Consider the following 26,540-nt stretch of genomic DNA (forward strand, 5'->3'; position numbering starts at 1 on the left):
CAGCCCGCCGCTCTAGCGGCCGAGCAGCGCGGCGTCCGGCGCACGAGCCGCCCGCGCCCCGGCTACCGGCGTGGGAGCTGCTCGGGGGGTAGGTTCGCGGTCATGGCACCCACTTTCGCCCAGATCGCCAAGTCCGAGTATCTGCTCCTGACCACCTTCACCAAAGACGGTCGCCCCAAACCGACTCCGGTATGGGCCGCGCCCGACGGCGACCGCCTGTTGGTCATCACCCAGGAATCCTCCTGGAAGGTCAAGCGGATTCGTAACAACCCGCACGTCACTCTGGCGGAATGCGATGTCCGTGGCCGCCCCAAAGGCGAGGCCGTCGAGGCCGTTGCCACTGTCTTGGACAAGTCGCACACCGGTGAGGTCTACGCCGCGATCGGCAAGCGCTACAAGCTCTTCGGCCGGGTGTTCATCTTCTTCAGCAAGTTGCGGGGCGGGATGCGCACCAACGTCGGCCTGGCGCTGACCCCGGCCGACGCCACTGCGTAGCCGGCGATAACCTGCCATATATAGTGGACTATGTTCATCTAAACTGGCTCCGGTGGACCGGACATCGACGGTGAGGACTTCCATGGCCGCCTACACAGGAGAGCATGTTCTGGGCGACATCGTCACCGCCGATCCGTCGACCACCCGCATCCTCAGCCGTTTCGGGATCGACTTCTGCTGTCACGGCCGGCGTCGCCTGGCCGAGGCATGTGCCGCCGACGGAGTCGACGCCGGAGAACTGCTGGCCGCACTCAACGCCGTCGAACCGGGTCGGCCGGCCGACTGGGCCGGCTACGACGATGTGTCGCTGATCGCCCATATCGTCAGCACCCACCACCGGTTCCTGTGGGACGAGTTCCCCCGGCTGACCGAGCTGGTCGACAAGGTGGCGCGGGTGCACGGCCCCCGGCACGGCGAGCTGATCGATGTCCGCGAGGTCTTCCACAGGCTGCGGGACGAGATGGAGCCACACCTGCGCCGCGAGGAGACCCTGCTGTTTCCCCAGATCAGCCTGCACGCCGGGCGTCCGGAGCAGGCCCTGCCGGACGACGTGCGCGCCGAACTGTCCGGCAATCAGGACGAACACGATCGGTGCGGTGAGCTGCTGGCCGAACTGCGGGCGCTCACCGACGGCTACGCGGTCCCGGCGGACGCCTGCGCCAGCTACACCGCGATGCTGGCCGGCCTGGCCGACTTGGAGTCCGACATCCACCTGCACGTGCACAAGGAGAACAACGTGCTGTTCCCGCGGGTGCTGGCCGCGGCCGGCGATCGCGCCTGAGTCATCAGGCCCCGGGCCTCAGGTGCTCGGCGAAGAATGCGAACACCCGGTTCCAGGCATCGGCGGTCGCGGCCTCGTTGTATCCGTACCCGGCGATGCGCAGCAGCGGCTGGGCCGGCAGCCGATTGGCGAAGCTGTGCCCGGCGTCGCGGTACACCTTGATGTCATGGGGGATGTGGTGCTTCTCGACCGCGGCGCGTAACCGGTCGCCGGCGATGCCCACCGCGCCGGAGCACTCCGGCATCGCCAGCAGGTGATCACGGGCGGCCAGGATGTCCTCGAGTGCGCGGCCGCGCTGAGTGAGCAGTTCGCGAAACACCCGGGTGATACAGCGCGCCCGCCCGCCCCGGGAGTACAGGTTGGGCGACAGCGCCAGATAACCCGCGGCGGCGACCCGCCGGGAAACGGCCCGCATGTCTGCGCCGTAGCCGATCGCATCGTGGACGAGCACCACACCGGGCCACGGCCCGGATCCCTCCGGAACATCCAGCAGGGCCTGCACAGGTCCGGCGGGTGCGTCGACATCGATCGTGGTCATCGCATCAGTATTGCCGTCACCGCATGTCCCCGCGGGCGGGTTGGAACCCCCCGGCCGTCTCCGACGTTGGACAGTCATGATGAGCGCTGCGCTGCGGATCTGCGGTCTCTACGTCCTGGTCGAGGTTGCGGTGATCGCCGCGATGATCTGGGCGTTCGGCTTCGGCTGGACGGCATTGCTGCTGGCCGCCACCGGCTTGGCCGGTCTGGTGCTGGCCACCGCGCAGGTCAAGCGCCAGCTCCGCCGGCTGCGCCGGCCCGCCGTCCCGGGTGTGCTCGCCGACAGCGGGCTGGTGACCGCCGGCACCATGCTGGTGCTGGTGCCGGGGCCGGTGACCACGCTGGCCGGCATGCTGCTGCTGGCGCCCCCGACCCGGGCGGCCGCACGCCCGCTGCTGGGCACGGTGGCCGCCACGGCACTGGGCCGGCACGCCCCGCTGGTGGCAGCGGCCACCGTCGGGCGGCAGTGGTACCGCAGCCGGCGCACCGGCGACTACATCGACGGCGAGTACATCGACGCCCAATTCGTCGACGTCACCGACACCGGCCGGCGGGCCCTTCCGGTCGCCTGATCGGTCGGCCACCTCAACCCGTACGTTCTACGACGTGAGCGTTGTGAACGACAGTCCCACCTCCTTGCTGCTCGGCGGGCGGATCCACAGTCCGAGTCACCCGGAGGCCACCGCGATGGCAGTCCGCGGCGAGCTGGTGGTCTGGCTCGGCAGCGACGAGCTCGGCCGGGAACAGTTCCCCCAGGCCGAGGTGGTCGAACTCGACGGTGCATTGGTCACCCCGGCGTTCGTCGACAGCCACGTGCACCTCACCGAGACCGGGCTGTGCCATGTCGGGCTGGATCTTCGGCCGGCCACCTCCGCACAGCACTGCCTGCAGCTGATCGCCGACTACGTCGCCGCCCACCCCGGGGAGCCGATCCGCGGACACGGCTGGGACGAATCCGGCTGGCCGGACGCCCGGGTCCCCGACACCGCCGCCATCGACGCTGCGGTGGGGGACCAGCCGGCCTACCTCTCGCGCGCCGACGTCCACTCGGCGCTGGCGTCCACCGCGCTGCGCAACCTGGTGCCGCCGAGCACGGCAGACCCGGCTGCGCCGCTGACCGGCGATGCCCACCACCTGGTCCGGGCCGCGGCGGGACGGTTGCTCACCGCCGCGCAACGCGCCGAAGCCCGGACGGCGGCGCTGGCTGCGGCCGCCGCGGCCGGGATCGTCGCGGTTCACGAGTGCGCCGGCCCGGACATCGGCGGCGCCGACGACTGGCGCGAGTTGCGGGCCGTGCGCGATGGCAGCGGTGTCGAAGTCATCGGCTACTGGGGCGAAGCGGTCGCCAGCGCCGATCGGGCGCGCGAGCTGATCGCCGACACCGGCGCTCGCGGGCTCGGCGGCGATCTCTTCGTCGACGGAGCCCTGGGGTCGCGCACCGCCTGGCTGCATGAGCCCTACGCCGATGCCCCCGGCTGCACCGGGGTGCACCATCTGGACGGCGACGCGGTCACCGCACACCTGCGGGCCTGTACCGAAGCCGGCGTCACCGCCGGGTTCCACGTCATCGGCGACGCCGCGGTGTCCTCGGTGGTGGCCGCGCTGGAGCAGGTGGTGGACCAGTACGGGGTGGCTGCGGTCGCCCGCTGCGGGCATCGGCTGGAGCACCTGGAGATGGTCAACGCCGAGCAGGCCGCCAAGCTGGGCGCCTGGGGCGTGATCGCAAGTATGCAACCGGCTTTCGACGCACGCTGGGGCGGCGCGGACGGCATGTACGCCCAGCGCCTGGGCGCCGAGCGAGCCGCCGGGCTGAACCCGTTCGCGCTGTTAGCATCCCAAGGCGTGCCCCTCGCGTTCGGTTCCGACAGCCCGGTCACCGGCCTGGATCCCTGGGCCGCGGTACGCGCGGCTGCGCACCATCGCACGCCCGGCAGCGCGATATCGATGCGGGCGGCGTTCGCCGCCTCGACCCGCGGCGGCTGGCGCGCCGCCGGTGTCAACGACGGCATCACCGGCACCCTGGTGCCCGGAGCGCCGGCGTCCTACGCGGTCTGGGAGACGGGGCCGCTGGCCGTGCAGGCGCCCCGCGACACCGTCCAGCGATGGTCGACCGATCCCCGCGCGCGGGTGCCCGCGCTGCCGGTGCTCGACGCCGGCGCCGGCCCGCGATGCCGTCGCACGGTTCACCGCGGGGTGGTGCTGTATGGCTGAGAACGACGAACCGGGCGTGTCGGCTCCCACCGCCGGTCCCGCCCGGACCGGACCGAACCGGGCCGAACGGCTGGCCCTCGCCGCCGCGGACCGCTGGGCGCAGCTGGCCGCCGCGGTGGGCGCCGGCATGCTGCTGCGCTCCAGCTTTCCGCCGCTGAACTGGTGGTGGGCCGCGATCCTGGCCTTCGCCGCGCTGAGCTGGGTGCTGATCCGCCGGGAGACCACCGTCGCCGGCGGCTTCGGCTACGGCCTGCTGTGCGGCTTGGCCCTGTATCTGCCGCTGCTTCCCTGGGTGGGTGGTCTGGTCGGCTCGCTGCCGTGGCTGGTGCTGGCACTGACGTGTGCACTGTTTCCCGCGCTGTTCGGTGCGGCGGCCGTCGTGGTGCGCTCCCTGCCCGGTTGGCCGATCTGGTTCGCGCTGCTGTGGGCCGCACAGGAGTGGGCGAAGTCGGTCTTCCCGTTCGGCGGATTCCCTTGGGGCGGAGTCGGATACAGCCAGACCTCCGGACCCTTGCTGCCCCTGGTCTCCCTCGGCGGGGTGCCCCTGCTGTCGACCGGCGTGGCGCTGCTCGGATGCGCCGGCACCGCCCTGACCGCCGAGATCGTGCGGTGGGTGCGCAATCCACCGGCGCCCGGTCGCGACCAGCGCCCACCGGCGGTTCTGGTACCCGGCCTGTGTATCTGTCTGGTGATGCTGACCGCTGTCGTGGTGTGGCCCGGGGTTCGGCGTTCCGGTGCCGGGGCCGGAGACGACCCGGCGATCACGGTGGCCGTCGTGCAGGGCAACGTGCCCAGACTCGGGCTGGACTTCAACGCCCAGCGCCGCGAGGTGCTGGACTACCACGTCCGCGAAACCCTGCGGCTGGCCGACGATGTCGCGGCGGGACGCGCACGGCAGCCATTGTTCGTCGTCTGGCCGGAGAACGCCTCCGACATCGATCCGGTGACCAACAGCGACGCCGCCCAGCAGATCACCGCCGCCGCGCAGGCGATCGACGCCCCCATCCTGGTGGGCACCGTGCGCGCCGCTGACGGCTGGAGCCCGCAGAACCCGGTGGCGTCGAATTCGGTGCTGGTGTGGGATCCGCGTACCGGCCCGGGGGAGAGCCACGACAAGCGGATCGTCCAGCCGTTCGGGGAGTACCTGCCGTGGCGCGGGTTCTTCCGCCACCTGTCCGGCTACGCGGACCGGGCCGGGTATTTCGTTCCCGGCCGCGGTGACGGGGTGGTGCATGTTGCCGGTGTCCCGGTCGGGGTCGCCACCTGTTGGGAGGTGATCTTCGATCGCGCGCCGCGTCAGTCGGTGCTCGCCGGCGCCCAGATGCTGGCCGTGCCCACCAACAACGCCACCTTCGACGAGACGATGAGCGAACAACAACTGGCGTTCGCCCGGGTGCGTGCGGTCGAGCACAACCGCTACGTGGTAGTCGCCGGCACCACGGGGATCAGCGCGGTGATCGCTCCCGACGGCCGGGAGCTGGCGCGCACCGCCTTCTTCGAGCCCGCCTATCTCGACGGCCACCTGCGACTCAAGACCGCGTTGACGCCCGCGACCCGGTGGGGGCCGGTGCTGCAGTGGGTGCTGGTTGGAGCGGCCGTTGCTGCCCTGCTGGCCGGCATACGGCAAAATGGAAACTTCATGCGCGATCGGTTTGCCCGACGCCGTTTCAAGCGGGGCCGCACCGGCGCCGATGCGAAAGAAGGGGAGGAGCGGCGCCGATGAACGAGCGTCCCAGCCTGCACACGTTGGTGGTCATCCCCACCTATAACGAGTTGGAGAATCTGCCGATCATCCTCGATCGGCTACAGCAGGCGCGCCCCGATGTGCACATCCTGATCGTCGACGACGGCAGTCCGGACGGTACCGGGAAGCTGGCCGATGAGCGGGCTGCCGCCGATCCCGCCCGCATCCACGTGATGCACCGCAGCTCCAAGGCGGGACTGGGCGCGGCCTACCTCGCCGGGTTCGCCTGGGCGCTCGAGCGCAACTACGAGGTGGTGGTCGAGATGGACGCCGACGGCAGCCATGCGCCCGAACAGCTCTACCGGTTGCTCGACGCCATCGACTCCGGCGCTGATTTGGCAATCGGCTCGCGCTACGTCGACGGTGGCGCGGTGCGCAACTGGCCGGTGCGCCGGCTGGTGCTGTCCAAGACCGCCAACACCTATGCGCGTCTGCTGCTCGGTGTGGGGATCCACGACATCACCGCCGGATACCGGGCGTATCGCCGGTCGGTTTTGGAGAAGATCGGTCTGGACGCGGTCGAGTCCAAGGGGTACTGCTTCCAGGTGGACCTCACCTGGCGGGCCGTCAACAACGGGTTCACCATCACCGAGGTGCCGATCACGTTCACCGAGCGGGAGCTCGGCGTGTCGAAGATGAGCGGCTCGAACATCCGCGAAGCGATGGTCAAGGTGGCCCAGTGGGGGATCGGCGGCCGGCTGAACCGGCTGCGGGGCGCCCGAGGCTAGATCGCCGCGGCAGCCGGGGCTGCCGCGGCGGTCCGGGGCGGACTCAGCCGCGCCGCTTCGTCTTGATCAGCTCGAGGCGCTCCTTGAGCAGCTCTTCGAGCTCTTCGACGGAGCGGCGCTCCAGCAGCATGTCCCAGTGGGTGCGCGGCGGCTTGACCTTCTTCGGCTCGGGCACATCGCCCTCGAGCAGCGTGCCTTCCAGTCCGTTGCGGCACATCCAGGTACCGGGGATCTCCGCGTCGTCGGCGAAGGGAACCTCGAACTCCTCACCGTTGTCGGTGCGGTAGCGCGCCATGCGACGCGGCGCCAGGTCGTGGTTGCGGTCGGTCTCGTAGCTCACGGCTCCCAGCCGACTGCCCCGCAGAACACGATCAGCCATGACCCACTCTCCTTAAAACCTGTTCAGTGAAATATGCCTCAGGATTGCCAACGCGAGCGGACCCTGCGAAGTTCCCGGCGCACGTGGCGAGACCTCTCATGATACCGGGGGGATCGCCGCCGGCGGACTAAGGTGTTCAACCGTGCCTCGCAGTCCCCGCACCCAGCCGTGCCGATGGTGCGGTCGTGACGTGGGCGACGCGGGGATCGGGCGCCGTCGCCAATACTGCCGGCAGTCCTGCCGGCAGCGCGCTTACGAACAGCGCGCCTTGATCGCCAGCGGCAAGACCACCGCGCTGGCACCCGATTCGGTGGTGCTCTCCGCCGACGAGGCGACGGCCCTGTCCGACCGGATCTACCAGGTCCGGTGCGCCGCTGAGGACATCGCGACCGCCCTGCGTGAAGACGCGCCCCGCGAGGAGCTGACCCAGCTGTGCGACACGCTGCTGCAGGCGGTCGACTCAGCGGACCGCTGGCGCTGATCCTCAGCTGGCGCAGCTGAACAGCTTGCCGGCGTCGGCCGGCGGCGGCACCGACTGCAGGCAGCCGAACGTGGTGATGCCCTCCGGGCTGATCAGTGCCGCCGCGCGGTGCGCATAGTTGACGCAGAACAGCCCGACCCGGTCGGCCCGGCAACGATAGTCGGCGAAGGACAGCGACGAGCCGTCGGGCAGCACGGCGCCGTTCCCGTGCACGAACCGCCCCGGGTCGCCGTGGGCGGATCCGACACGCAGCGTGTTGCCGCCGAAATCGACCCAGCCGCCCTTCCACTCGCCGTAGACGTCGTCGGGCTGCGGAGTCGGTGTCACCAGGTCCACCACACAGGACAACGCGCTGTCGGCGGAACTGGAATCGGTCATGCAGATGGTGTCGCGCCGCGGCGCGGCCGGCACCGTGAACGCGACATCGTCGATGAGGTCGGTCACCTCGCCGTCGCGGATCGCGGTGTGAAAACTCGCGGCGTCGACCGGACGGGCGGTTTCGATCCAGGTGATCACATCCGAGATCGACGCGCCGGCCGCCGGCGGGCCCACCGGCTTGGCCGAAGTCGTCGGCGCAGCAGCCGAAGACTTTGTGCTGGATGGTGCCGGCGCAGTCGACGTCGGCTCCGGATCGTGCACGGTGGCCCCCGAACATCCGGCGGTCAACAGCAGTACGGCGATCAGCCCGCTACGACGCATGCCGTTAGGCTAACCGGCCCTGCTCAAGCGGCGGTCCAGCCGCGCCTCTCCTTCGTCGAGGTTCGCTAACCGGCCCTGCTCAAGCGGCGGTCCAGCCGCGCCTCTCCTTCGTCGAGGTTCGCTAACCGCCGCCGCGTTCGCTACCGTTCGCCTCATGCATAACCACCCTGTGCAGGCCGCCATCGCCACCGGAGTGGTGGAGGGTTTCGCCCGCGACGGAGTGCGCAGATGGCGGTCCATCCCTTATGCCCGCCCGCCGGTCGGTCCGCTGCGATTCCGGGCGCCGCAACCGGCCGAGCCGTGGTCGGGGGTTCGCCATTGTCACGGATTCACCTACTGCGCGCCGCAGCGCCGGTTGTACACCGCGCTGGGGCCCGGCCGTTTCCAGCCGACCAGTGAGGACTGCCTGACGCTCAACGTGGTGGCGCCGGAGGACGGCGGCGACGGTCCGTTGCCGGTGATGTTCTTCATCCACGGTGGCGGCTACATCCTGGGCAGTTCGGCCACCCCGATCTATGACGGGGCGGCGCTGGCCCGGCGCGGCTGCGTCTACGTCTCGGCCAACTACCGCCTGGGTGCGCTGGGCTGCCTGGACCTGTCGTCGCTGTCGACCCCCGAGGTCACGGTGGACAGCAACCTCTACCTGCGTGACCTGGTGCTGGCGCTGCGCTGGGTCCGGGAGAACATCGCGGCGTTCGGGGGCGACCCCGACAACGTCACCATCTTCGGGGAGAGCGCGGGCGCACACGCCGTCGCCACTTTGCTGGCGGTTCCCTCGGCGCAGGGCCTGTTCGCCCGGGCCATCGCCGAAAGCCCGGCTGCGGGTCTGGTGCGCAACACCGAGATCGCCGCGGCGTTCGCCGAGCGATTCGCCGCGCTGTTGGGAGTCCGCCCGGGCGACGCCGCCCAGGCCCTGCTGCGGGTGTCGCCGGCTGAGCTGCTGGATGCCCAGGACCGGCTGATCGACGACGGCAACCGCGACATGCTGGGCGCGTTCCCCATCGGTCCGGTCTGTGGCGACGACGTGTTGCCGGTGGAACCGGTGGAGGCGATGCGGCAGGGGTCGGCGCACCGGGTTCCGCTCATCGTCGGCAGCAACGCCGAGGAAGGACGCCTGTTCACCCGTTTCCTGAAAATGCTGCCGGTCGACGAACCGACGGTCGAAGCGGTGCTGGCCGGGGCGGATACGACGGTGCGCGAACGCATCATCGCCGCCTACCCGGACTACCCGAAGCGGTCCGCGTGCGTGCGGCTCGGCGGCGATTTCGCGTTCAACGCTGCGGTGTGGCAGATCGCCGAGGCCCACGGTGCTCATGCCCCCACCTACGTCTACCGCTACGACTACGCGCCGCGGATGCTGCGCTGGTCGGGTATGGGCGCCACGCACGCAACCGAGTTGTTCGCGGTGTTCGACATCTACCGCAGCGGAGGGTTCGGCCGGCTACTGACCGCCGGCGCGGACCGGCGCACCGCGGTTCAGGTCAGCAAGCAGGTGCAGCGCCGCTGGGGCGCGTTCAGCCGGGCGGGGGTGCCCGGCGAGAACTGGCCGGCCTACTCCGCCGACGAGCGCGCCGTCATGGTGTTCGACCGCAGAACCCGGGTGGAATACGACCCGGCCCCGGAGCGCCGGATGGCGTGGCAGGGCTTCACCCTCGCCCACTGAGCATCCGGGGAGGAAGTTCAGTCCCGGGTGACCCGGGTGCCGCCGGCCAGCTCGTCGTGCTTGCCCTGCTTGGTCGGACTGCCGCTGATGGTCACCGCGATCACGACGTAGGCGATGAATGCCAGCAGCGGACCGACGTAGGGGACGACGGCCAGCAACGTGAACGAGTTGCGCAGAGCCGACTGGGCAGCCGTCGGTTTTGACACGCCGTCCGGCCCGCGTACGTGCAGACCCAGCAGCCGCTTGGCCGGGGTGGCCCCCTGGGTGACCTCGAACAGCACGAAATAGCCGAACGTCAGCGCCCCGGAGAACAGGCCGGTCACCAGGAACGGGTAATCGTCGGAGAAGACGAACACCGACAGGAAGAACGACACGACGCCCACCAGCATCCCGTCGAGGACGCGGGCCCAGAACCGTCTGAGCAGGCCGCCCGGCCGCTGCGCCGGAGCGGGCGGGGGTCCCCAGGCCTGCGGCGGCGGGTAACCGCCGGGCTGGCCGTAGCCGGGGCCATAACCGGGCCCCTGCGGCCCGTAACCCGGGCCGTTGGAGCCGTAACCAGGTCCGTTCGGGCCGTAACCGGGACCGTTCGGGCCGAAATCGCCGGTTGTCATCAGATCCGCTCCTGACCACGTTGGTGTTCGCCAATGTACCGTGACGCGCACAGGCTCGATCGGTTTCTGCGGAGGGCGAAACGGTGGTGTACCGGATCGCGGTGGTTCTCATCGTCGCAGCGCATCTCATCTTCGTCGGCTACGTCGTGGTCGGCGGTTTCCTCGCCCTGCGCGCACCCCGCACCCTGTGGCTGCACGGTGTGGCGGTCACGTGGGCGGCGCTGATCGTGGCCGACACTCCCGCCGGTGTGGAATGCCCGCTGACCTGGCTGGAGCGCCGTGCTCGCGCCGCCGCCGGCATGTCGGCGCTGCCGCCGGACGGCTTCATCGCCCACTACCTGACCGGCGTGCTCTACCCGCCGGGCTGGGCCACCGGAATCGACGTCGCGGTGCTCGGCGCCGTCGCGGGCTCCTGGGTGCTGTGCGGACGAGAGCTGCTGCGCCGCCGGCGATACTGTGGACGCATGCGGGCGTTGGTGATCGTCGACGTGCAGAACGATTTCTGCCCCGGCGGGGCACTGCCGGTGGCCGGAGCCGACGCGGTGGCCGACGCCATCAGCCGCTACCTGCAGAGCCCGAGCGGCCGGACCCGTTACGCCCACGTAGTGGCCACCCAGGACTGGCACATCGATCCGGGGCCGCACTTCTCCGGGAATCCCGACTACCAGAACTCCTGGCCACCGCACTGCGTCGCGGGAAGTCCCGGCGCAGCTCTGCACCCCGCCCTGAGCGCCGCCGGTGTCGAGGCGGTGTTCCAAAAGGGTTCCTACAGTGCGGGTTACAGCGGCTTCGAGGGGGTCGACGTGCACGGCTGTTCGTTGGGCGACTGGTTGCGTGAACACGATGTGGACAGTGTCGAGCTGGTCGGCGTCGCCACCGATCACTGCGTGCGCCGCACCGCCGAAGATGCGGTCGGCGAGGGCTTTGCCACCGCGGTGCTGCCGCACCTGACCGCCGGGGTGAACCCCGATTCGACGGCCGCCGCCCTGACGGCGATGCGCAGCGCCGGTGTCGCTGTGCTGGAGGCGGCCTGATGACCGGCGCCACGGCCGCGGAGCTGCTCGCGGCGGTCGAACAGTCACCGGCCGCGGCGGCCGCGCACGATCGGGCCGGCTGGACCGGGCTGTTCAGCGACGAAGGCCGGGTGGAGGATCCGGTGGGTTCGCGCCCGCATATCGGCGCCGAGCAGATCGGGCGGTTCTACGACACCTTCATCGGACCGCGCGACATCACGTTTCACCGTGACCTCGACATCGTGCGCGAAAACACCGTCATCCGCGACCTGCAACTGGAGGTTGCGATGGGACCAGCGGTCACCATGCACATTCCGGCGATCCTGCGCTATGACCTGAAAGAGTCTGCGGGGCAATGGAAGTTGTTGAGCCTGCAGGCCTTCTGGGAGCTTCCGGCCATGGTGCGCCAGTTTCTCGGCACCGGCGTCGCGGCCGTGCCCGCCGGCCTCGGGCTGACCAGAGCGTTGCTGCGCAATCAGGGACTGTCCGGTGCGGCAGGTTTCGCCGGCGGGTTCCGCCGGCCGGCCGGCGCGGCCAAGGACACGGTGCGGGCGTTCCTCGACGCGCTCGCCGTCGGCGACCTCGCCACCGCCAGAACGCTGCTGGCGCCGGCCGCCGACGTCACGTGCGGCGATGACGCCGCCGTCGAGCTCTCCGAGCTCGCGACGCTGCAGGCCGGCGCGCGCCCGGCCAAGATGCTGGCCGCCGGTGGCACGGTCGCGGTGTCGACCAGTTCGGCGCAGCGGCGCGCCGTGCTGTTCTTCGGCGTGGCGGGCCGGGCCGGGCCCATCACGGCGGTCCGCTGTTACGCAGCATCCTGAGCTGGTCTGGCGGCGGCGATAAACTCGGTACGTGCCGAGCTTTCGTATCGCCGAAGTCGCGGAGCTGCTCGGTGTCAGCGACGACACCGTCCGCCGGTGGGTGGATTCCGGCCGCCTGCCGCTGACGGCAGGCAGCGGGCCCCGCACGGTCGACGGGGCGGAGCTGGCCCGGTTCGCCCAGGAGCGCGCCGCGGCCCAAGGGGTCTCACGCAGTCCGGTGGTGGGCCAGTCGGCGCGCAACCGGATGGCCGGGCTGGTCACCAAGGTCACCCGTGACACGGTGATGGCGCAGGTCGAGGTTCAGGTCGGACCGTTCCGGCTGGTCTCCCTGGTCAGCAGGGAAGCCGCCGACGAACTGCAGCTGGAACCGGGCAGCCTGGTGGTGGCCTCGGTCAAGGCCACCGATGTCGTCGTCGAACTGCCACGGCGGGCCGGTTCGGCCGTCGCCAACGAGATCGGCTGACTCACGCCAGCAGCACCGCCAGCGAGGCCGCCGACGCCAGCAGATACGCGGCCGGAAACCCGATATTGTGCAGCACCCCGGTCCGGATGTGGGTAGCGACGGCCCCGATGAAGAAGGCCACCAGCCCGGCCGCTGCGGCGACACCGACCAGCCGAACGCCCGCCAGGCCGATGAGCAGACCGACGCCCCCGGCCAGTTTCAGCCCGCCCAACACCGGAATCCACGTCCGCGGTACGCCGACCTCGGCCGAGTTGGCCAGGACGAACTGCGCGGGGACGAAGTCCGCGACGGCGACGGCAATGGTGATCGCCGCGGTGACCACGATTGTCACCACGCTCACGGTCGGTACGCTCATAATGTTGCTCTTTCTTGTCGTCGATGGATGTGGCTCTATCCCTGTGACGACTCCCGGAAGGGAAAGGTGACCCATGGGCAACACCGACGGTTTGGCCCGACGGTTCGAAGACAACCGCCACCGCCTGCACTCGGTGGCTTTTCATGTGCTCGGCTCGGCCGCCGACGCCGAGGACGCCGTCCAAGCGGCCTGGCTCAAGGCCAGCCGTGCCGACCATGCGGCGGTGGACAATCTGGCGGCGTGGCTGACCACCATCACCGCCCGCGTCTCCGTCGATGCGTTGCGCGCCCGCGCGCGCCGCATTGAGCAACCCCTGCCGGACCCATCCGAGCCGGACGGCAGCACCGCTTTTGCCGTGCCCGCCGCCGACGAGGAGGTGTTGCGCGGCGAGGCGGTCAGCCGGGCCCTGCTGGTGGTGCTGGACCGCTTGTCGCCGGCCCAGCGGGTGGCCTTCGTGCTGCACGATGTGTTCGACGTGCCCTTCGAACACATCGGTGAGGTGCTGGAGCGCTCACCGGAGGCGGCCAAGAAACTGGCCAGCCGTGCCCGGGCCCGCCTGCGCGACGCCTCGGGCGAGCCACCACGACGCCGCGCCGAACACCTGCGGGTGGTGAGCGCATTCCTGGCCGCCTCGCGCGGGGGCGACATCCCGGCGCTGCTGGAGATGCTGGCGCCCGACGTCGTGCGGCGTGTCGACCCGGTGCTGGTGCCGGCCGGGGTGCCCACGCAGATGCGCGGCGCCGCCGACGTCGCACAGGAGACCCGAAGCTTCACCGGCCGCGCAGAGGCCGGCGCGGTGCTGATCGTCGACGGCGCACCGGGCATCGCCATCGCCCCGGGCGGTCGCCTGTTCGCCCTGCTGCGCCTCGGCATCGGCGACGACGGCCGGATTCACACCATCGACATCACCGGCGATCCGCAGCGGCTGCGCAGCGCGACGCTGCACCTGCCGCCGGCTGAGCTGCTGCCAGAACACGAGACAACCGCTCGCCGCGGCCCGGTTCTGCTTTGATGGGTCACGCGAAACCGATGTGTGAGGGGGACAGCCCGTGCCAGATCAGACCGCTGCTGCCGAGGAGACGACGGCGGAGGCGCAACCGCCGGCGGTGACGGCACGCGGCATCACGATGACCGGACCGTGGGGGCGGGTCTTCGGGCCACTGGACCTCAACATCCCGGCCGGCGGGGTCAGCCTGCTGATCGGTCCGCCCGGGTCGGGGCGCACCGCGCTGCTGATGAACCTCGCCGGCCGGATGAAGCCCTCCGCGGGCACGCTCACGGTGTTCGGCCAGAGCAGAGCGCGCAACATCTTCGATCTGGCCGCGCTGGCCGGGATAGCGGAGCTCGATGAGATCTTCGAGTCGGTGACGGTCGGGGATCTGATCACCGAGAAGATCCGCTGGGACGCGCCGTGGTACCGCCTGGTGCGCCGGGCCGGTGATGCCGAGCGCGATGCGATCTGCGCCCCGGTCTTCGGCGATGTGCCGATGCCGCAACTGCACGACTACGTCGAGCACCTCGACGAACTGACCGGCCTGCTGCTGCGTATCGCGCTGGCCAACACCAAGCGCCCACCGCTGCTGGTGGTGGGCAGCATCGACGAAGTCACCAACGACCGTGACCGCGCCACCCTGGTCCAGCGGTTGGTGGTCCTGGGCGGGCAGCAGACCGTGATCACCGCCTCGGCAAACGTGCTCGGCGAGGAATCCGGGGTCACCACACAGATCGTCGTCGATGCCCTCGAGCGCGCCGATCTCACCCACGGCCGACACGAGAAGGGGAACCGCTGAGCATGCTCGCCGGAATGTCGCTGGGAACCGACCTCAAACGCTATTCGCGGGGCACCATGCCGCGGCTGGCGTTGATCACCATCATCGTGCTGCCCCTGCTGTACGGGGCGATGTATCTGTGGGCGTTCTGGAATCCGTTCGCCGCCATCGACAAGATCCCGGTTGCCCTGGTCAACGAAGACACCGGCGCGCAGGTCTCCGACCAGCCCGTGCACGCCGGGGACGAGGTGACTCGCGCCCTGGTCGACTCCGGCCAGCTGGATCTGCACCAGGTTTCGCAGAGCGAGGCCGTCAAGGGGGTGTCCGACGGCACTTACTACTTCTCGATCACCCTGCCGGCCGATTTCAGCGCCGCCGTGGTGTCCCCGGCGGGACCGCATCCGCAGAAGGCCCAGATTCAGTTCCGGTTCAACGACGCGAACAACTATCTGGCCTCGGTCATGGGACAGAACGCCGCCCGCGAGGTACTCAACGAAGTGAGCGCCAAAGTAGGCCAGCAGGTGATCGGTACCGCCTTGACCCAGGTGACCGACGAGGTCCGCCAGGCTGCCGACGGCGCGGGGCAACTCGCTGAGGGCTCAAGTGCTTTGGCCGCCAACCTGGGCACGGCGCGGGACGGTTCCGCGGCGCTCGCCGACGGAATCCGCCAGCTGGCCACCGGCGTGCACCAGGCCACCGACCCGCTGCTCAAGGTGACCGAGGACCTGGCCGCCAAGGGGTTCGACCCCAATGCCGCCGGTGCCGCAGCCGCCGGCCTCGGTGCCGACCTCACGACGCTGACCGACCGGATCGCTTCGCTCAACGTCAACTACCAGCAGGCCGCCGGCATCGTGGACCAGGTGGTCGACAGCCTGCGCGCCAACCCCGACCCCGCGGTCCAGGCGCTGGCCGACACCCTGGCCGGCGCCCGACGGCTCCTCGACGTCGCGGGCATCGACCCGGCCACCGACGAGGGACTGGCGCACCTGCGCGCCAACACCCAACAGCTGCAGAACGATCTCGCCGACCCCGGCAGCGGCCTGCGCACGTTCATGACGCACGCCCTCGACGGCGGCCTGCAGGCCGACCTGGTCGCGCTGCGCGACGGGGCCACCGCGCTGCAAGCCGGGGCGAATCAGCTCAGCGACGGGCTGGTCCAGCTGACCGACGGCAGCAATCAGCTCAAGGACGGTGCCGCACAGCTGGCCGCGGGACTGGGCGAAGCCGATCAGCGGGCCTCGACGATCACCGACCAGCAGCGCGTCCAGGTGGCCCAGATCCTGGCCAGTCCGGTGGGGGTGGATATGGACTTCACCCATCACGCCGCCACGTTCGGCACCGGATTCGCCCCGTTCTTTCTGCCGCTGGCGCTGTTCATCGGAGCACTCATCGTTTGGATGCTGTTGACGCCGTTGCAGACTCGCGCCATCGTCAGCGGCCTCGGTGCGTTGCGGGTGGTGCTGGCCTCGTACTGGCCGGCCCTGCTACTGGGCCTGTGCCAGGTGCTGCTGATGTATACCGTGGTGCACTTCGGGGTGGGGTTGCAAGCCCGGCACGCGGCCGGCATGGTGGCCTTCCTGGCGTTGATCGCGGCAGCATTCCTGGCCATGATCCAGGCGTTCAACGCGCTGCTGGGGGTGGCCGTCGGCCGGGTCTTCACGTTGGCCTTCCTGATGTTCCAGCTGGTGTCGTCCGGCGGGGTCTATCCCGTGGAGACCACCGCGAAGCCCTTCCAGATCCTGCACCCCTACGACCCGATGACCTATGCGGTCAACGGGTTGCGCCAGCTGACCGTCGGCGGCGTCGACGAGCGGTTGTGGATGTCGGTGGCCGTGCTGGCGGGAATCCTGGTGCTCTCACTGCTGGCCAGCTCCTGGGCTGCCCGACGCGACCGCCAGTACACCCTCGAGCGCCTCTACCCCCCGATCGAAGTGTGACTGCGGCGCCGGCGACACCTTCGGGCGGGCGGGTCCTGCCTCGGCGCACCGTGCTCCGGGGCGCCGGGGCGCTCGGGGCGGCCGCGCTGGTCCCGTGGACGCCGGCCTGCGGCACCGGCGAGGACGCTCTGACGTTCTACTTCGCGGCCAACCCCGAAGAGGCCGACGCCCGGATGCGCATCGTGGCCGCCTTCGAACGCGAGCACCCCGAGATTCGGGTCCGCACGATATTGGCCGGCGGCGATCCGACGCAGCAGATCTCGACGTTCTGCGCCGGCGGCAAATGCCCGGATGTGCTGATGGCGTGGGAGTTCAACTTCGCCGGGTTTGCCGACCGCGGGGTGCTGTTGGACCTCAACAGCCTGCTGGAACGGGATCGGCGGTTCGCGGCGGCGTTGCACGCCGACAGTCACCCGGCGCTGTATGAGACGTTCGGCTTCCAAGGCGGCCAGTACGCGTTTCCAGAACAGTGGTCGGGTGCGTTCTTGTTCTACAACACCCGGATCTTCGCCGAAGCCGGTGTGCCACCGCCGCCGGGCCGCTGGGACCAGCCCTGGAGCTTCGACGAATTCCTCGCTGCCGCAACCGCACTGACACGGCGTTCCGGAAACGGACGGGTCACCCAGTGGGGCTTCGTCGACACCTGGTCCGCGCCCTACACCGCGGCGCTGTTCGGCATGAACAACGGCACCCCGTGGGCGGTGCCGCGGGTCAACCCGACCCACCTCAACTTCGACGACGACGACTTTCTGGCCGGCGTCCAGTTCTACGCCGACCTGGCCAACGTGCATCGGGTGGCGCCGGCCGCCGCCGACACCCAGTCGATCTCCACGATGGGCCTGTTCACCGCCGGCAAGGCTGCGATGGCCCTCGGCGGGCACTGGCGCTATCAGACGTTCATCCACGCCGAGGGCCTGGATTTCGATGTGGCGGTGCTGCCGACGGGGCCCGGCGCCGCAGCCAGGGGCAGGGCGGCGCGATCCGCCATCGGCAGCACCGGTCTGGCCATTGCCGCCGGCAGTCGCCGCCGCGAACAGGCCTGGGAGTTCCTCAAATTTGCGACGGGGCCGGCGGGACAGTCGCTGATCGCCGAATCCGGACTGTTCGTGCCGGTGTTGCGTTCGGGGATCGGCTCACCGGGCTTTACCGCCGCCCACGCCGGAATCGCCAACCTTGCCGTGCTGACCGGCGGGCCGGCGCATTCCGAGGGGTTGCCCATCACCCCGGACTGGCAGAAGATCCACGCCCTGATGGACCGCGCCATCGGTCCGGTCCTGCGCGGCTCACGGCCCGCGTCGAGTCTCAGGCAAGGCCTGACCCCGCAGATCGACAAAGTCCTGGCCGCCCCATGAACCCGACCCGCAGCCGGTCTCGCGCAGGACGCTGGTTCATCGCCCCGAACCTGCTTGCCGTCGCGGTGTTCATGGCCTTCCCGCTGGGCTTCTCGCTCTATATGAGCTTCCAGCACTGGGACCTGTTCACGCCGCCGCAGTTCGTCGGCGCCGCCAACTACCGTGAGGTGTTCGCCGGCGATCCGTTGTTCGCCATCGCGGTGCGCAACACGACGGTGTTCACGCTCGGCAGCGTCGTCCCCACGGTGCTCATCAGCCTGGCGGTGGCCGGACTGCTGAACCGCCAGATCCGGGGAATCGGCCTGTTCCGGGCGATCGCCTTTCTGCCGCTGGCGGTGTCGTCGGTGGTGATCGCGGTGGTGTGGCAGTTCGTGTTCAACACCGACAACGGGCTGCTGAACATCATGCTCGGCTGGTTCGGCGTCGCCCCGGTGCCGTGGCTCACCGAGCCGCACTGGGCGATGGTGTCGTTGTGCGTGGTCAGCGTCTGGAAGAGCGTGCCGTTCGCGACGGTGATCCTGCTGGCGGCCATGCAGGGCGTGCCCGAATCCCTGCATGAGGCGGCGCGCATCGACGGGGCGGGGGAGCTGCGCCGGTTCGTGTCGATCACGGTGCCGATGATCCGCGGCGCCGTGTGGTTCGTGGTGGTGATCTCGATCATCAACGCCTTTCAGGCGTTCGACCTCGTCTACGTGCTCACCGGAAGCAGCGGGGGCCCCGAGACCGGCACCTACGTGCTGGCCATCATGCTGTTCCAGCAGGCGTTCGCCTTCCTGAACTTCGGCTACGCGTCCGCACTGGCCTGGGTGATGTTCGCCGTGCTGCTGGTGCTCACCGTCATCCAGCTGCGGCTGTCCCGCCGCAATGCGGTGCAGCAGTGACGCCCCGCCACGCCGCGCCAACGGGGCGGCACCGCATCGCCGGGCTGCTCGGCGCCTACGCCGGGTTGGCGGCCGTCACCGCCTGCGCGCTGTTCCCGATTCTGTGGGCGCTGTCGGGCTCCCTGAAACGCCAGGCCGAGATCAGCCAGCCCATCCTGGTACCGGCCCATCCGCAGTGGTCGAACTACCTTGAGGTGTTCGCCCGCATGCCGTTTTGGCGCGTGCTGTTCAACACCGTCCTCTACGCCGGCTGCGTCACCGCCGGGCAGGTGTTCTTCTGCTCCCTGGCCGGCTATGCCTTTGCCCGGCTTCCGTTCACCGGCCGCGACAGCCTGTTCGTGCTCTATCTGGCGACGCTGATGGTGCCGTTGACGGTCACGGTGATTCCGCAGTTCATCTTGATGCGGGTTTTCGGCTGGACCGACACCATGTGGGCGATGATCATCCCCGGACTGTTCGGCAGCGCCTTCGGCACCTACCTGATGCGCCAGTTCTTCGCCACCTTGCCCGTCGACATGGAAGAGGCCGCCATCTTGGACGGCTGCTCGCCGTGGACCATCTATTGGCGCATCCTGTTGCCGCACGCCAGGCCGGCGGCGATGGTGCTGGCGGTGTTGACCTGGATCAATGTCTGGAACGATTTTCTGTGGCCGCTGCTGATGATTCAGCGCAAGGACATCGCCACCTTGACCCTCGGACTGGTATGGATGCAGGGCGAGTACGTCGCCGAATGGCCGATAATCATGGCGGCGTCCATGCTGATGCTGGCGCCGCTGGTGGTGATCTACGCGGTCGCCCAGCGGGCCTTCGTCCGCGGGATCGCGGCGACCGGTTTCGGTGGACGGTAGTCAGGAGAACGCGGTGGCCTCAGTGACGTTCGACTCGGTGACGCGGCACTATCCCGGCACCGAACACCGCGCTGTCGACGGCCTGGACCTCGCCGTCAAAGACGGCGAGTTCATGGTGCTGGTCGGACCCTCGGGGTGCGGTAAAACCACGACGCTGCGAATGCTGGCCGGCCTGGAACCCGTCGACGCCGGCCGCATTCTCATCGGCGAGCGTGACGTCACCGCAACCGATCCCGCCGGTCGCGATATCGCGATGGTCTTTCAGAACTACGCCCTGTACCCGCACATGACGGTGGCGCAGAACATGGGATTCGCCCTCAAGGTCGCCAAGACTCCCAAGGCGCAGATCCGCTCCCGGGTGCGCGAAGCCGCGGAACTGCTGGGTCTGTCGGAGCTGCTGGCCCGCAAGCCCAAGGACCTCTCCGGCGGCGAACGCCAGCGCGTCGCGATGGGCCGGGCGATCGTGCGGCGCCCGCAGGTCTTCTTGATGGACGAGCCGCTGTCGAATCTGGACGCCATGTTGCGGGTGCAGACCCGCAACCAGATCGCCGACCTGCAACGGCGGCTGGGTATCACCACGGTCTATGTGACCCACGATCAGGTCGAGGCCATGACGATGGGCGATCGGGTTGCGGTGCTGCGCGACGGAGTCCTGCAGCAGTGCGCGCCGCCGCGCGAGCTCTACCGCACCCCGGCCAATGTGTTCGTCGCCGGGTTCATCGGGTCGCCGGCGATGAACCTGTTCACCGTTCCCGTCGTCGGCTCCACGGTGTCACTGGACGGGTTCGGCATCCCCATACCGCCGGAAATCGTTGCGGCAGCAGCAGAAGTGACGGTGGGAATCCGTCCCGAGCACTTGAAGATCGCCGATCGCGGGATCGGCGTCGAGGTCGATTTCGTGGAAGAACTGGGCGCCGACACCTATCTGTACGGCGCGACGGCGCAGCAGACGGCCCGGCTGGTGGCCCGGGTCTCGGGGACCGTCGAGGTGTCACGCGGCGCCCGGTTGTCGCTCGGCTTCGACATGAGCGACCTGCACTTCTTCGCGACCGACGGAGCCCGGATCGGCTGAGCCCGCCCCGATAGGGCCGGCGGGGCCTCAGTCGAGCAGCTGCCGCAGCACATAGGGCATGATGCCGCCGTGCCGGTAGTAGTCGGCTTCGCCAGGGGTGTCGATGCGCACCGTCGCATCGAACTCGATGTCACCGGCGCGCACGTGCACGGTGTCGGGAATCTTCTCGCCCAGCGCGGTCACCCCGGTGATGTCAAAGGTTTCTTCACCGGTAAGCCCCAGCGATTCCGCGTCGGCGCCGGCGGGGAACTGCAGCGGCAGCACACCCATGCCGATCAGGTTGGACCGGTGGATGCGCTCATAGGACACCGCCAGCACCGCCCGCACCCCGAGCAGTGCGGTGCCTTTGGCGGCCCAGTCCCGCGAGGATCCCGAACCGTATTCTCTGCCCGCCAGAATCACCAGCGGGGTCCCGGCGGCGAGGTAGTTCACCGAGGCTTCGTAGATGGTGGTCACCGGACCGTCGGCCCGGGTGAAGTCACGGGTGAATCCCCCCTCGGTGCCGGGTGCCAACTGGTTACGCAGCCGCACGTTGGCGAAGGTGCCGCGGATCATCACCTCGTGGTTGCCGCGGCGTGAGCCGTAGGAGTTGAAGTCTTTGCGGTCAATACCGTGTTCCGACAGATACTTTCCGGCGGGGGCGTCATAGCGGATGGACCCGGCCGGGCTGATGTGGTCGGTGGTCACCGAGTCGCCGAGTTTGGCCAGTACCCGAGCCCCGGTGATGTCGGTGACCGGCTCGGGCTCGCGCGTCATGCCGTCGAAGTACGGTGGCCGGCGCACGTAGGTGGATTCGGGCTCCCAGGAGAAGGTGTCGCTGTCGGGTACCGCCAGTGAGCGCCAGCGCTCGTCGCCGGTGAAGACATCGGCGTAGCTGGCGGTGAACATCTGCGCCTGCAGGTTGTCGTCCACCACGGCGGCGATCTCCGCGGCGGTGGGCCAGATGTCGCGCAGGTACACCCGTTCGCCATCGCTGCCGGTGCCGAGCGGGTCGGTCAGCAGGTTGACACGCAGGGTGCCGGCCAGCGCATAGGCGACCACCAGCGGCGGCGAGGCCAGGAAGTTCATCCGGACCTCCGGATGGATACGGCCCTCGAAGTTGCGGTTGCCCGACAGCACCGAGCACACGGTCAGGTCGTGGTCGACGACAGCCTTGCTCACCTCGGGGATCAGCGGTCCCGAGTTGCCGATGCAGGTGGTACAGCCGTAGCCGACCAGGTTGAAGCCGAGCTTGTCCAGGTAGGGGGTCAAGCCCGCCCGCTCGTAGTAGTCGGTGACCACGCGCGACCCGGGTGCCAGGGTGGTCTTCACCCACGGCTTGCGCGACAGGCCCTTGTCGACGGCGTTGCGCGCCAGCAGTGCCGCGCCCACCATCACCGAGGGGTTGGAGGTGTTGGTGCAGGAGGTGATCGCGGCGATGACCACATCGCCGTTGTCGACGTCGGTACGGGTGCCGTCGGCCAACTCGATCGGGGTGGGCGCAGTGGGCCACGGGAGCTTGTCGCCGCCGGCCCACTGTTCCCGCGGGGTGCCTTCGGGTTGGGATTGACCGAACGCGATCGGGTCGCTGGCCGGAAACGAGTCCGCCGACGCCTGGTCCAGGTCGGAGAGGGCCTGAGCGGTCGATTCGGCGCCGTCGAGCAGGGCGGCGACGGTCTGGGGGGCCAGCCGCAGCGGGATGCGGTCCTGCGGGCGTTTGGGGCCGGCGATCGACGGCTCGACGGCGCCGAGGTCCAGTTCGAGAGTCTGGGAGTACGCGGGATCGCGGTCCGGGTCATGCCACATGCCCTGTTCCTTGGCGTAGGCCTGCACCAGTTTGATCTGGTGCTCCGAGCGCCCGGTCAAGCGCAGATAGTCGCAGGTCACGTCATCGATGGGGAAGATCGCGCAGGTGGCCCCGTACTCCGGGCTCATGTTGCCGATGGTGGCCCGGTTGGCCAGTGGGACGTTGGCCACCCCCGGACCGTAGAACTCGACGAACTTGCCCACCACCCCGGTGGCACGCAGCAGTTGCGCCACCGTGAGGACCAGGTCGGTGGCGGTGGTGCCCGGCTGCAGTTCGCCGGTCAGTTTGAGGCCGACTACCGGCGGGATCAGCATGCTCATGGGCTGTCCGAGCATGGCCGCTTCGGCCTCGATCCCGCCGACGCCCCAGCCCAGCACGCCCAGGCCGTTGACCATCGGGGTGTGCGAGTCGGTGCCCACCAGGGTGTCCGGGTAGGCCAGCGGTCCCTGCGCGCTGTCGCGGGTGAACACCACCCGGGCCAGGTATTCCAGGTTGACCTGGTGGCAGATGCCGGTGTCGGGCGGCACCACCGAGAAATCGTCGAAGGCCTGTTGGGCCCACCGCAACAGTTGGTAGCGCTCGGCGTTGCGCTCGAATTCCAGTTCGGCGTTGATCGAAAACGCGTCGGGGCGCCCGAAGACGTCGGCGATCACCGAGTGGTCGATCACCAGCTCGGTGGGGCACAGCGGGTTGATGCGGCCGGTCTGCCCGCCCAGCTCGGTGATCGCGTCGCGCATCGCGACCAGGTCGACCACGCACGGCACCCCGGTGAAGTCCTGCATCAAGACTCGTGCGGGCGTGAATGCGATCTCCCGGCCGTGTTCGTCGGCCGGGTCCCATGCGGCCAGTGCGCCGATCTGCTCGGCGGTGACCAGGCGGCCGTCCTCGTTGCGCAGCAGGTTCTCCAGAAGAACCTTGAGGCTGTAGGGCAACCGTGCTGCGCCGCTGACCCGGTCGAGGCGCCGGATCTGATACGTGGTGTCGTCGACGCTCAGCCGGCCCCGGGTGTCGAAGCTGTCGTGGTTGCTGCTTTCGGCCATCGCGGGCCCCTCCCACCGGACGGATCGGTTACTACCGACCCTAGGGCCGCTTCACCGCCGCGGCCAGGGGAAGAAGGCCGCAATCAGCCGTTCTGGGCGGCCCGCTCCAGAACCGGACGCTTGTCGGGGCAGTAGGTGTTGATCGACGCGCCGAGGAACTGCCAGGCCTGCACCTGCGTGCTGCCCTTCTGCAGGTTGGGGGTGATGAAGCGGACCGACTTGGCCGCGTCCCCGTCGATTCCCTTGTCCAGACGCTCACAGACGATCTTGCCCAGCCACGCGTTGTAATCCCGCGGGCCGTAGATGCCGTAGGTGTGCAGTTCGCGGGCGAAATCGGTGTCCGGGTCGGCGTGGGCGGGCGCGGCCAGCGCCACGGCCACGCCCAGGACCGCTGCGGCGAGGGTCGTCGATTTCATGAGATGCAGTGTAGACCCGTCTGCTTAGGTGAGCTTCCTTTGCCGGGTGCGGGGGAGCGGGCCCAAGCGCGCTCACCTGCGCGAATCGGAGCCGATCGGACCGGCGCTCGGGGGGCCCATTGTGACGAAGACGACATAAGGAATTTATGAGGTTTATAAAATTGTGACTATTAGCCGAATTTCTCGTATTGTGTCTTCCCGTGGGCCGACACGAGTTAGCCAGCAAGCGGCAAAGGTCATCTGTTCTGATGGCCGCAGTCCTCGCACCAGCGGCAGTGTTCTTTGCTGTGGGTGGCAGCGCCAATCCTGCGGTGCCGAAAGAATCCGTTGCGGTGGTTGCTGAAGACAATTCGCCTGGCGGAATGCAGCTTGTCGCAGCACCCGCCGTGACTCATGAAACGGGCGCCCCCGCGCGGTTCTCGGTGGCATCGCGCACCCGCACCGTTTCGCGGTTCCTGCCGGCGGGAGTAGCTCCGGAGCGGGGCCTGCAGGTCCGCACCATCCAGGCGGCCCGCAGCATCAGTGACGCCTTCCCGCAGATCCGCCAGATCGGGGGCGTGCGGTCCGACGCGCTGCGCTGGCACCCCAATGGGCTGGCGCTCGACGTGATGGTTCCCAACCCGACCAGCGCCGCGGGCATCGCGCTCGGCGATGAGATCGTGGCCTACGTGATGGAGAACGCCGAGCGGTTCGGTCTGCAGGACGCCATCTGGCGCGGCGTGTACTACACACCCGGCGGCGGCGCGCAGCGTGGCGGATACGGCCATTACGACCATGTGCATGTCACCACCACCGGCGGCGGATACCCCAGCGGGGCCGAGGTCTACCTGCGCTGAGCGTCGGCGTCGTCGATGAAGAAGTCGATCAGCGGCTCCGACCCGCCCCCGTAGCCCGACAGGTCGGTGACCCCGGCCTCGGTGAGCACCTGCGCGTCGATGAAGCACTGGCCGGTGGCGTCGGCGCCCTTGCGGCGCAGGATCTCCACGGCGGCGTCCGCCATGATCTGCGGGCTGCGCGACCTCTCGAGCAACTCGACCCCGTTGGGAGTGTTGGCGACCGCCGATGTTGCGATGTAGGTCTGCGGCCACAGGCAGTTGCAGGCGATCCCGGCGTCGGCGTATTCGGCGGCCCAGCCCAGCGTCAACAGCGTCATCCCGTATTTGGACAGCGTGTAGGACGGGTGGATGCCCAGCCAGTACGGGTTCAGGTTGATCGGGGGAGCGATGGTCAGCACGTGGGGATTGGCCGAGCGCCGAAGGTGCGGCAGGCAGGCTCTGGTCAGCAGGAACGTTCCGCGCACGTTGATGTCCTGCATGAGGTCAAAACGCTTGGCGGACAACTGCTCGGTGGGCTCGGTCGCGATGGAGCTGGCGTTGTTGACGCACACGTCGACGCCGCCGAACTTCTCGACCGCGGCGTCGATCGCCCGTTGCACATCCTGCTCGCTGCGCACGTCGCCGACGACCGCGAGGGCCCGGCCTCCGGCGGCCTCGATCTCGGCGGCCGCGGTGTGCACGGTGCCGGGCAGTCGCGGATGCGGCTCGGCCGTCTTGGCCAGCAGCACGACATTGGCACCCAGCCGGGCGGCACCCAGGCCGATAGCCAGCCCGATACCGCGGCTTGCGCCCGAGACCACGACGGTCCTGCCGGAGAATTCAGCGCCTGTCACCTGCGGACTCCTCGTCGACGATGCGTTTTTGCCCGGGGCTTCGGCGCGGAATCGGGCCGTGGCCGCCCGGGCGCCAGCGTGACAGTTCAGTGCAGAATTGTAAAGTCGTCAGGTGTCCGCCGGGGCTTTCAGCGCGGCCGCCAGCATGGTCGCCGTCACCCGGATCATGGCGTCGCGATCCGCGGTGGCGGGTCGCTGCAAAGCGATGCGCAAGCAGGCGCTCGACGTCACGCCCATGGTGACGAACACCAGATCGTCCAGCTCTGCCGGCGACAGGTCCGGCCGCGATCGGCTCGGGATCACGCTGGCCAGCGGCAGCAGGCTGCGCTCGACCTCGGCCATCGCGGTGTGGTTGAGGTAGGGCGGCAGATCGAAAGCTGAGGATGTCATCGCCGCCAGCAGAATCGGGGCGTGCTGCTCATAGACGGTCGTGAGGGTGTCGACGAGGAGGGACGCCGCCTGATCCACCTCCAGGTCGATGGCTTGGCCGACGGTGCGCACCAACTGGAAGGAGATGTCGCGTGTGGCCTCTTCCACCAGCTCGACGATGATCGCGGCGCGGTCGGGAAAATAGCGATACACCGTGCCGATACTCACGTGGGCGGCATCGGCGATGGTTTGGGTGGTCAACGGTTCCACCCCTCGGCGCTCCACCAGCTGCCGAGCGGTGTCCAGCAGCCGGCGACGCATCTCGCGGGCGCGCTGCTGTTGCGGACGTGAGCGTGTCGGAGCGGGCAACGCACCTCCCGTCAAAAGTGAGTAGTAAATGAGGCATTCTCATGTTTACAT

General features: G+C 69.2%; 28 protein-coding genes and 1 pseudogene. 20 read left to right on the top strand and 9 right to left on the bottom strand.

Annotation, left to right across the window (positions count from 1 at the left end):
- The first annotated feature begins 102 nt into the window (after nucleotides 1–102).
- Nucleotides 103–495, top strand: coding sequence for a PPOX class F420-dependent oxidoreductase (locus tag LI92_RS00405; RefSeq protein ID WP_046314900.1), 393 nt, complete (start codon nucleotides 103–105; stop codon nucleotides 493–495).
- A gap of 52 nt (nucleotides 496–547) precedes the next feature.
- A complete protein-coding gene (gene ric, locus LI92_RS00410; protein ID WP_286134753.1) occupies nucleotides 548–1,276 on the top strand; it encodes an iron-sulfur cluster repair di-iron protein in 729 nt (242 codons plus the stop codon).
- Nucleotides 1,277–1,280: 4 nt separating this feature from the next.
- Here ric and LI92_RS00415 read toward each other — a convergent pair whose 3' ends face one another.
- A complete protein-coding gene (locus LI92_RS00415; RefSeq protein WP_046314902.1) occupies nucleotides 1,281–1,814 on the bottom strand; it encodes a dienelactone hydrolase family protein in 534 nt (177 codons plus the stop codon).
- A 76-nt stretch (nucleotides 1,815–1,890) separates the two neighbouring features.
- Between LI92_RS00415 and LI92_RS00420 the strand changes: the two genes are divergently transcribed.
- The 4 genes from LI92_RS00420 (at nucleotide 1,891) to LI92_RS00435 (ending at nucleotide 6,496) form a co-directional block, all read left to right on the top strand.
- On the top strand, nucleotides 1,891–2,385 hold the full coding sequence (locus tag LI92_RS00420; protein WP_286134754.1) for an FxsA family protein: 495 nt from the start codon (nucleotides 1,891–1,893) through the stop codon (nucleotides 2,383–2,385).
- 115 nt (nucleotides 2,386–2,500) lie between these two features.
- Complete coding sequence (locus LI92_RS00425; protein WP_046314968.1) at nucleotides 2,501–4,024, top strand: amidohydrolase; 1,524 nt, start codon at nucleotides 2,501–2,503, stop codon at nucleotides 4,022–4,024.
- On the top strand, nucleotides 4,017–5,747 hold the full coding sequence (lnt, locus tag LI92_RS00430; protein ID WP_046314903.1) for an apolipoprotein N-acyltransferase: 1,731 nt from the start codon (nucleotides 4,017–4,019) through the stop codon (nucleotides 5,745–5,747). The genes LI92_RS00425 and lnt overlap by 8 nt, the downstream gene beginning before the upstream one ends.
- Nucleotides 5,744–6,496 (top strand): polyprenol monophosphomannose synthase, encoded by a 753-nt coding sequence (locus LI92_RS00435; RefSeq protein ID WP_046314904.1) that lies wholly within the window; start codon nucleotides 5,744–5,746, stop codon nucleotides 6,494–6,496. Before lnt ends, LI92_RS00435 begins: the two co-directional genes overlap by 4 nt.
- A gap of 43 nt (nucleotides 6,497–6,539) precedes the next feature.
- Here LI92_RS00435 and LI92_RS00440 read toward each other — a convergent pair whose 3' ends face one another.
- Nucleotides 6,540–6,875, bottom strand: coding sequence for an RNA polymerase-binding protein RbpA (locus LI92_RS00440; protein ID WP_046314905.1), 336 nt, complete (start codon nucleotides 6,873–6,875; stop codon nucleotides 6,540–6,542).
- 142 nt (nucleotides 6,876–7,017) lie between these two features.
- On the opposite strand from LI92_RS00440, the gene LI92_RS00445 reads away from it, so the two are divergent.
- Nucleotides 7,018–7,356 (top strand): hypothetical protein, encoded by a 339-nt coding sequence (locus tag LI92_RS00445; protein ID WP_109559774.1) that lies wholly within the window; start codon nucleotides 7,018–7,020, stop codon nucleotides 7,354–7,356.
- 3 nt (nucleotides 7,357–7,359) lie between these two features.
- On the opposite strand, the gene LI92_RS00450 is transcribed toward LI92_RS00445, so the two are convergent.
- Complete coding sequence (locus LI92_RS00450) at nucleotides 7,360–8,055, bottom strand: hypothetical protein (protein ID WP_082109468.1); 696 nt, start codon at nucleotides 8,053–8,055, stop codon at nucleotides 7,360–7,362.
- 154 nt (nucleotides 8,056–8,209) lie between these two features.
- On the opposite strand from LI92_RS00450, the gene LI92_RS00455 reads away from it, so the two are divergent.
- Nucleotides 8,210–9,718, top strand: a complete 1,509-nt coding sequence (locus LI92_RS00455; RefSeq protein WP_046314907.1) for a carboxylesterase/lipase family protein — start codon at nucleotides 8,210–8,212, stop codon at nucleotides 9,716–9,718.
- Between the two features lie 17 nt (nucleotides 9,719–9,735).
- Here the strand turns inward: LI92_RS00455 and LI92_RS00460 are convergent, their stop codons facing one another.
- Nucleotides 9,736–10,329, bottom strand: coding sequence for an RDD family protein (locus tag LI92_RS00460; RefSeq protein ID WP_046314908.1), 594 nt, complete (start codon nucleotides 10,327–10,329; stop codon nucleotides 9,736–9,738).
- 101 nt (nucleotides 10,330–10,430) lie between these two features.
- Here LI92_RS00460 and LI92_RS24200 point away from each other — a divergent pair.
- From LI92_RS24200 to LI92_RS00475, 4 genes and pseudogenes are all read left to right on the top strand, one after another.
- Nucleotides 10,431–10,739, top strand: a pseudogene (locus LI92_RS24200) (DUF2784 domain-containing protein); the annotation flags it as partial.
- 54 nt (nucleotides 10,740–10,793) lie between these two features.
- The gene (locus LI92_RS24205; protein WP_046314970.1) at nucleotides 10,794–11,363 is read left to right on the top strand and encodes an isochorismatase family protein; all 570 of its coding nucleotides are present in this window, start codon (nucleotides 10,794–10,796) and stop codon (nucleotides 11,361–11,363) included.
- Nucleotides 11,363–12,163, top strand: a complete 801-nt coding sequence (locus tag LI92_RS00470; protein WP_046314909.1) for a nuclear transport factor 2 family protein — start codon at nucleotides 11,363–11,365, stop codon at nucleotides 12,161–12,163. The genes LI92_RS24205 and LI92_RS00470 overlap by 1 nt, the downstream gene beginning before the upstream one ends.
- A 31-nt stretch (nucleotides 12,164–12,194) precedes the next feature.
- Nucleotides 12,195–12,626 carry a TOBE domain-containing protein gene (locus LI92_RS00475; RefSeq protein ID WP_046314910.1) on the top strand — a complete coding sequence of 144 codons (432 nt, stop codon included), beginning with the start codon at nucleotides 12,195–12,197 and terminating at the stop codon, nucleotides 12,624–12,626.
- A 1-nt stretch (nucleotide 12,627) separates the two neighbouring features.
- Here the strand turns inward: LI92_RS00475 and LI92_RS00480 are convergent, their stop codons facing one another.
- Complete coding sequence (locus tag LI92_RS00480) at nucleotides 12,628–12,981, bottom strand: DoxX family protein (RefSeq protein ID WP_046314911.1); 354 nt, start codon at nucleotides 12,979–12,981, stop codon at nucleotides 12,628–12,630.
- A gap of 73 nt (nucleotides 12,982–13,054) precedes the next feature.
- Between LI92_RS00480 and LI92_RS00485 the strand changes: the two genes are divergently transcribed.
- Genes LI92_RS00485 through LI92_RS00515 form a run of 7 tightly spaced genes read left to right on the top strand, consistent with a single transcriptional unit; the run spans nucleotide 13,055 to nucleotide 20,840 of the window.
- Nucleotides 13,055–13,993 carry a sigma-70 family RNA polymerase sigma factor gene (locus LI92_RS00485; protein ID WP_046314912.1) on the top strand — a complete coding sequence of 313 codons (939 nt, stop codon included), beginning with the start codon at nucleotides 13,055–13,057 and terminating at the stop codon, nucleotides 13,991–13,993.
- Nucleotides 13,994–14,030: 37 nt separating this feature from the next.
- Nucleotides 14,031–14,771, top strand: coding sequence for an ATP-binding cassette domain-containing protein (locus tag LI92_RS00490; protein ID WP_046314913.1), 741 nt, complete (start codon nucleotides 14,031–14,033; stop codon nucleotides 14,769–14,771).
- Between the two features lie 2 nt (nucleotides 14,772–14,773).
- Complete coding sequence (locus LI92_RS00495) at nucleotides 14,774–16,687, top strand: YhgE/Pip domain-containing protein (protein WP_046314914.1); 1,914 nt, start codon at nucleotides 14,774–14,776, stop codon at nucleotides 16,685–16,687.
- Nucleotides 16,684–18,039, top strand: coding sequence for an ABC transporter substrate-binding protein (locus LI92_RS00500; protein WP_082109470.1), 1,356 nt, complete (start codon nucleotides 16,684–16,686; stop codon nucleotides 18,037–18,039). The genes LI92_RS00495 and LI92_RS00500 overlap by 4 nt, the downstream gene beginning before the upstream one ends.
- On the top strand, nucleotides 18,036–18,920 hold the full coding sequence (locus LI92_RS00505) for a carbohydrate ABC transporter permease (protein ID WP_046314915.1): 885 nt from the start codon (nucleotides 18,036–18,038) through the stop codon (nucleotides 18,918–18,920). The genes LI92_RS00500 and LI92_RS00505 overlap by 4 nt, the downstream gene beginning before the upstream one ends.
- Nucleotides 18,917–19,768: a carbohydrate ABC transporter permease gene (locus LI92_RS00510; protein WP_152665285.1), complete on the top strand. Its 852-nt coding sequence runs from the start codon at nucleotides 18,917–18,919 to the stop codon at nucleotides 19,766–19,768. Before LI92_RS00505 ends, LI92_RS00510 begins: the two co-directional genes overlap by 4 nt.
- A gap of 13 nt (nucleotides 19,769–19,781) precedes the next feature.
- Nucleotides 19,782–20,840 carry an ABC transporter ATP-binding protein gene (locus tag LI92_RS00515; protein WP_046314973.1) on the top strand — a complete coding sequence of 353 codons (1,059 nt, stop codon included), beginning with the start codon at nucleotides 19,782–19,784 and terminating at the stop codon, nucleotides 20,838–20,840.
- Nucleotides 20,841–20,867: 27 nt separating this feature from the next.
- On the opposite strand, the gene LI92_RS00520 is transcribed toward LI92_RS00515, so the two are convergent.
- Together LI92_RS00520 and LI92_RS00525 are read right to left on the bottom strand one after the other, a co-directional pair.
- Nucleotides 20,868–23,666, bottom strand: a complete 2,799-nt coding sequence (locus LI92_RS00520; protein WP_046314916.1) for an aconitate hydratase — start codon at nucleotides 23,664–23,666, stop codon at nucleotides 20,868–20,870.
- Nucleotides 23,667–23,749: 83 nt separating this feature from the next.
- A complete protein-coding gene (locus LI92_RS00525; protein ID WP_046314917.1) occupies nucleotides 23,750–24,082 on the bottom strand; it encodes a DUF732 domain-containing protein in 333 nt (110 codons plus the stop codon).
- A 200-nt stretch (nucleotides 24,083–24,282) separates the two neighbouring features.
- Between LI92_RS00525 and LI92_RS00530 the strand changes: the two genes are divergently transcribed.
- Complete coding sequence (locus LI92_RS00530; protein WP_152665286.1) at nucleotides 24,283–24,918, top strand: VldE C-terminal domain-containing protein; 636 nt, start codon at nucleotides 24,283–24,285, stop codon at nucleotides 24,916–24,918.
- Here the strand turns inward: LI92_RS00530 and LI92_RS00535 are convergent.
- Both LI92_RS00535 and LI92_RS00540 read right to left on the bottom strand, forming a co-directional pair.
- Complete coding sequence (locus LI92_RS00535) at nucleotides 24,906–25,751, bottom strand: SDR family oxidoreductase (RefSeq protein WP_046314919.1); 846 nt, start codon at nucleotides 25,749–25,751, stop codon at nucleotides 24,906–24,908. The genes LI92_RS00530 and LI92_RS00535 overlap by 13 nt on opposite strands.
- A 108-nt stretch (nucleotides 25,752–25,859) precedes the next feature.
- Entirely contained in the window at nucleotides 25,860–26,489 is a 630-nt protein-coding gene (locus LI92_RS00540) for a TetR/AcrR family transcriptional regulator (protein WP_286134758.1), read from the bottom strand.
- Nucleotides 26,490–26,540: the final 51 nt, after the last annotated feature.

Source organism: Mycobacterium sp. UM_Kg1 (assembly GCF_000972925.1).
Lineage (GTDB): Bacteria > Actinomycetota > Actinomycetes > Mycobacteriales > Mycobacteriaceae > Mycobacterium > Mycobacterium hiberniae.

Coding starts and splice junctions, on each gene's coding strand:
- LI92_RS00405 (WP_046314900.1), top strand. CDS start 103: ATGGCACCCACTTTCGCCCAGATCGCCAAGTCCGAGTATCTGCTCCTG.
- LI92_RS00415 (WP_046314902.1), bottom strand. CDS start 1,814: ATGACCACGATCGATGTCGACGCACCCGCCGGACCTGTGCAGGCCCTG.
- LI92_RS00420 (WP_286134754.1), top strand. CDS start 1,891: ATGATGAGCGCTGCGCTGCGGATCTGCGGTCTCTACGTCCTGGTCGAG.
- LI92_RS00425 (WP_046314968.1), top strand. CDS start 2,501: ATGGCAGTCCGCGGCGAGCTGGTGGTCTGGCTCGGCAGCGACGAGCTC.
- lnt (WP_046314903.1), top strand. CDS start 4,017: ATGGCTGAGAACGACGAACCGGGCGTGTCGGCTCCCACCGCCGGTCCC.
- LI92_RS00435 (WP_046314904.1), top strand. CDS start 5,744: ATGAACGAGCGTCCCAGCCTGCACACGTTGGTGGTCATCCCCACCTAT.
- LI92_RS00440 (WP_046314905.1), bottom strand. CDS start 6,875: ATGGCTGATCGTGTTCTGCGGGGCAGTCGGCTGGGAGCCGTGAGCTAC.
- LI92_RS00450 (WP_082109468.1), bottom strand. CDS start 8,055: ATGCGTCGTAGCGGGCTGATCGCCGTACTGCTGTTGACCGCCGGATGT.
- LI92_RS00455 (WP_046314907.1), top strand. CDS start 8,210: ATGCATAACCACCCTGTGCAGGCCGCCATCGCCACCGGAGTGGTGGAG.
- LI92_RS00460 (WP_046314908.1), bottom strand. CDS start 10,329: ATGACAACCGGCGATTTCGGCCCGAACGGTCCCGGTTACGGCCCGAAC.
- LI92_RS24205 (WP_046314970.1), top strand. CDS start 10,794: ATGCGGGCGTTGGTGATCGTCGACGTGCAGAACGATTTCTGCCCCGGC.
- LI92_RS00470 (WP_046314909.1), top strand. CDS start 11,363: ATGACCGGCGCCACGGCCGCGGAGCTGCTCGCGGCGGTCGAACAGTCA.
- LI92_RS00480 (WP_046314911.1), bottom strand. CDS start 12,981: ATGAGCGTACCGACCGTGAGCGTGGTGACAATCGTGGTCACCGCGGCG.
- LI92_RS00485 (WP_046314912.1), top strand. CDS start 13,055: ATGGGCAACACCGACGGTTTGGCCCGACGGTTCGAAGACAACCGCCAC.
- LI92_RS00495 (WP_046314914.1), top strand. CDS start 14,774: ATGCTCGCCGGAATGTCGCTGGGAACCGACCTCAAACGCTATTCGCGG.
- LI92_RS00505 (WP_046314915.1), top strand. CDS start 18,036: ATGAACCCGACCCGCAGCCGGTCTCGCGCAGGACGCTGGTTCATCGCC.
- LI92_RS00520 (WP_046314916.1), bottom strand. CDS start 23,666: ATGGCCGAAAGCAGCAACCACGACAGCTTCGACACCCGGGGCCGGCTG.
- LI92_RS00525 (WP_046314917.1), bottom strand. CDS start 24,082: ATGAAATCGACGACCCTCGCCGCAGCGGTCCTGGGCGTGGCCGTGGCG.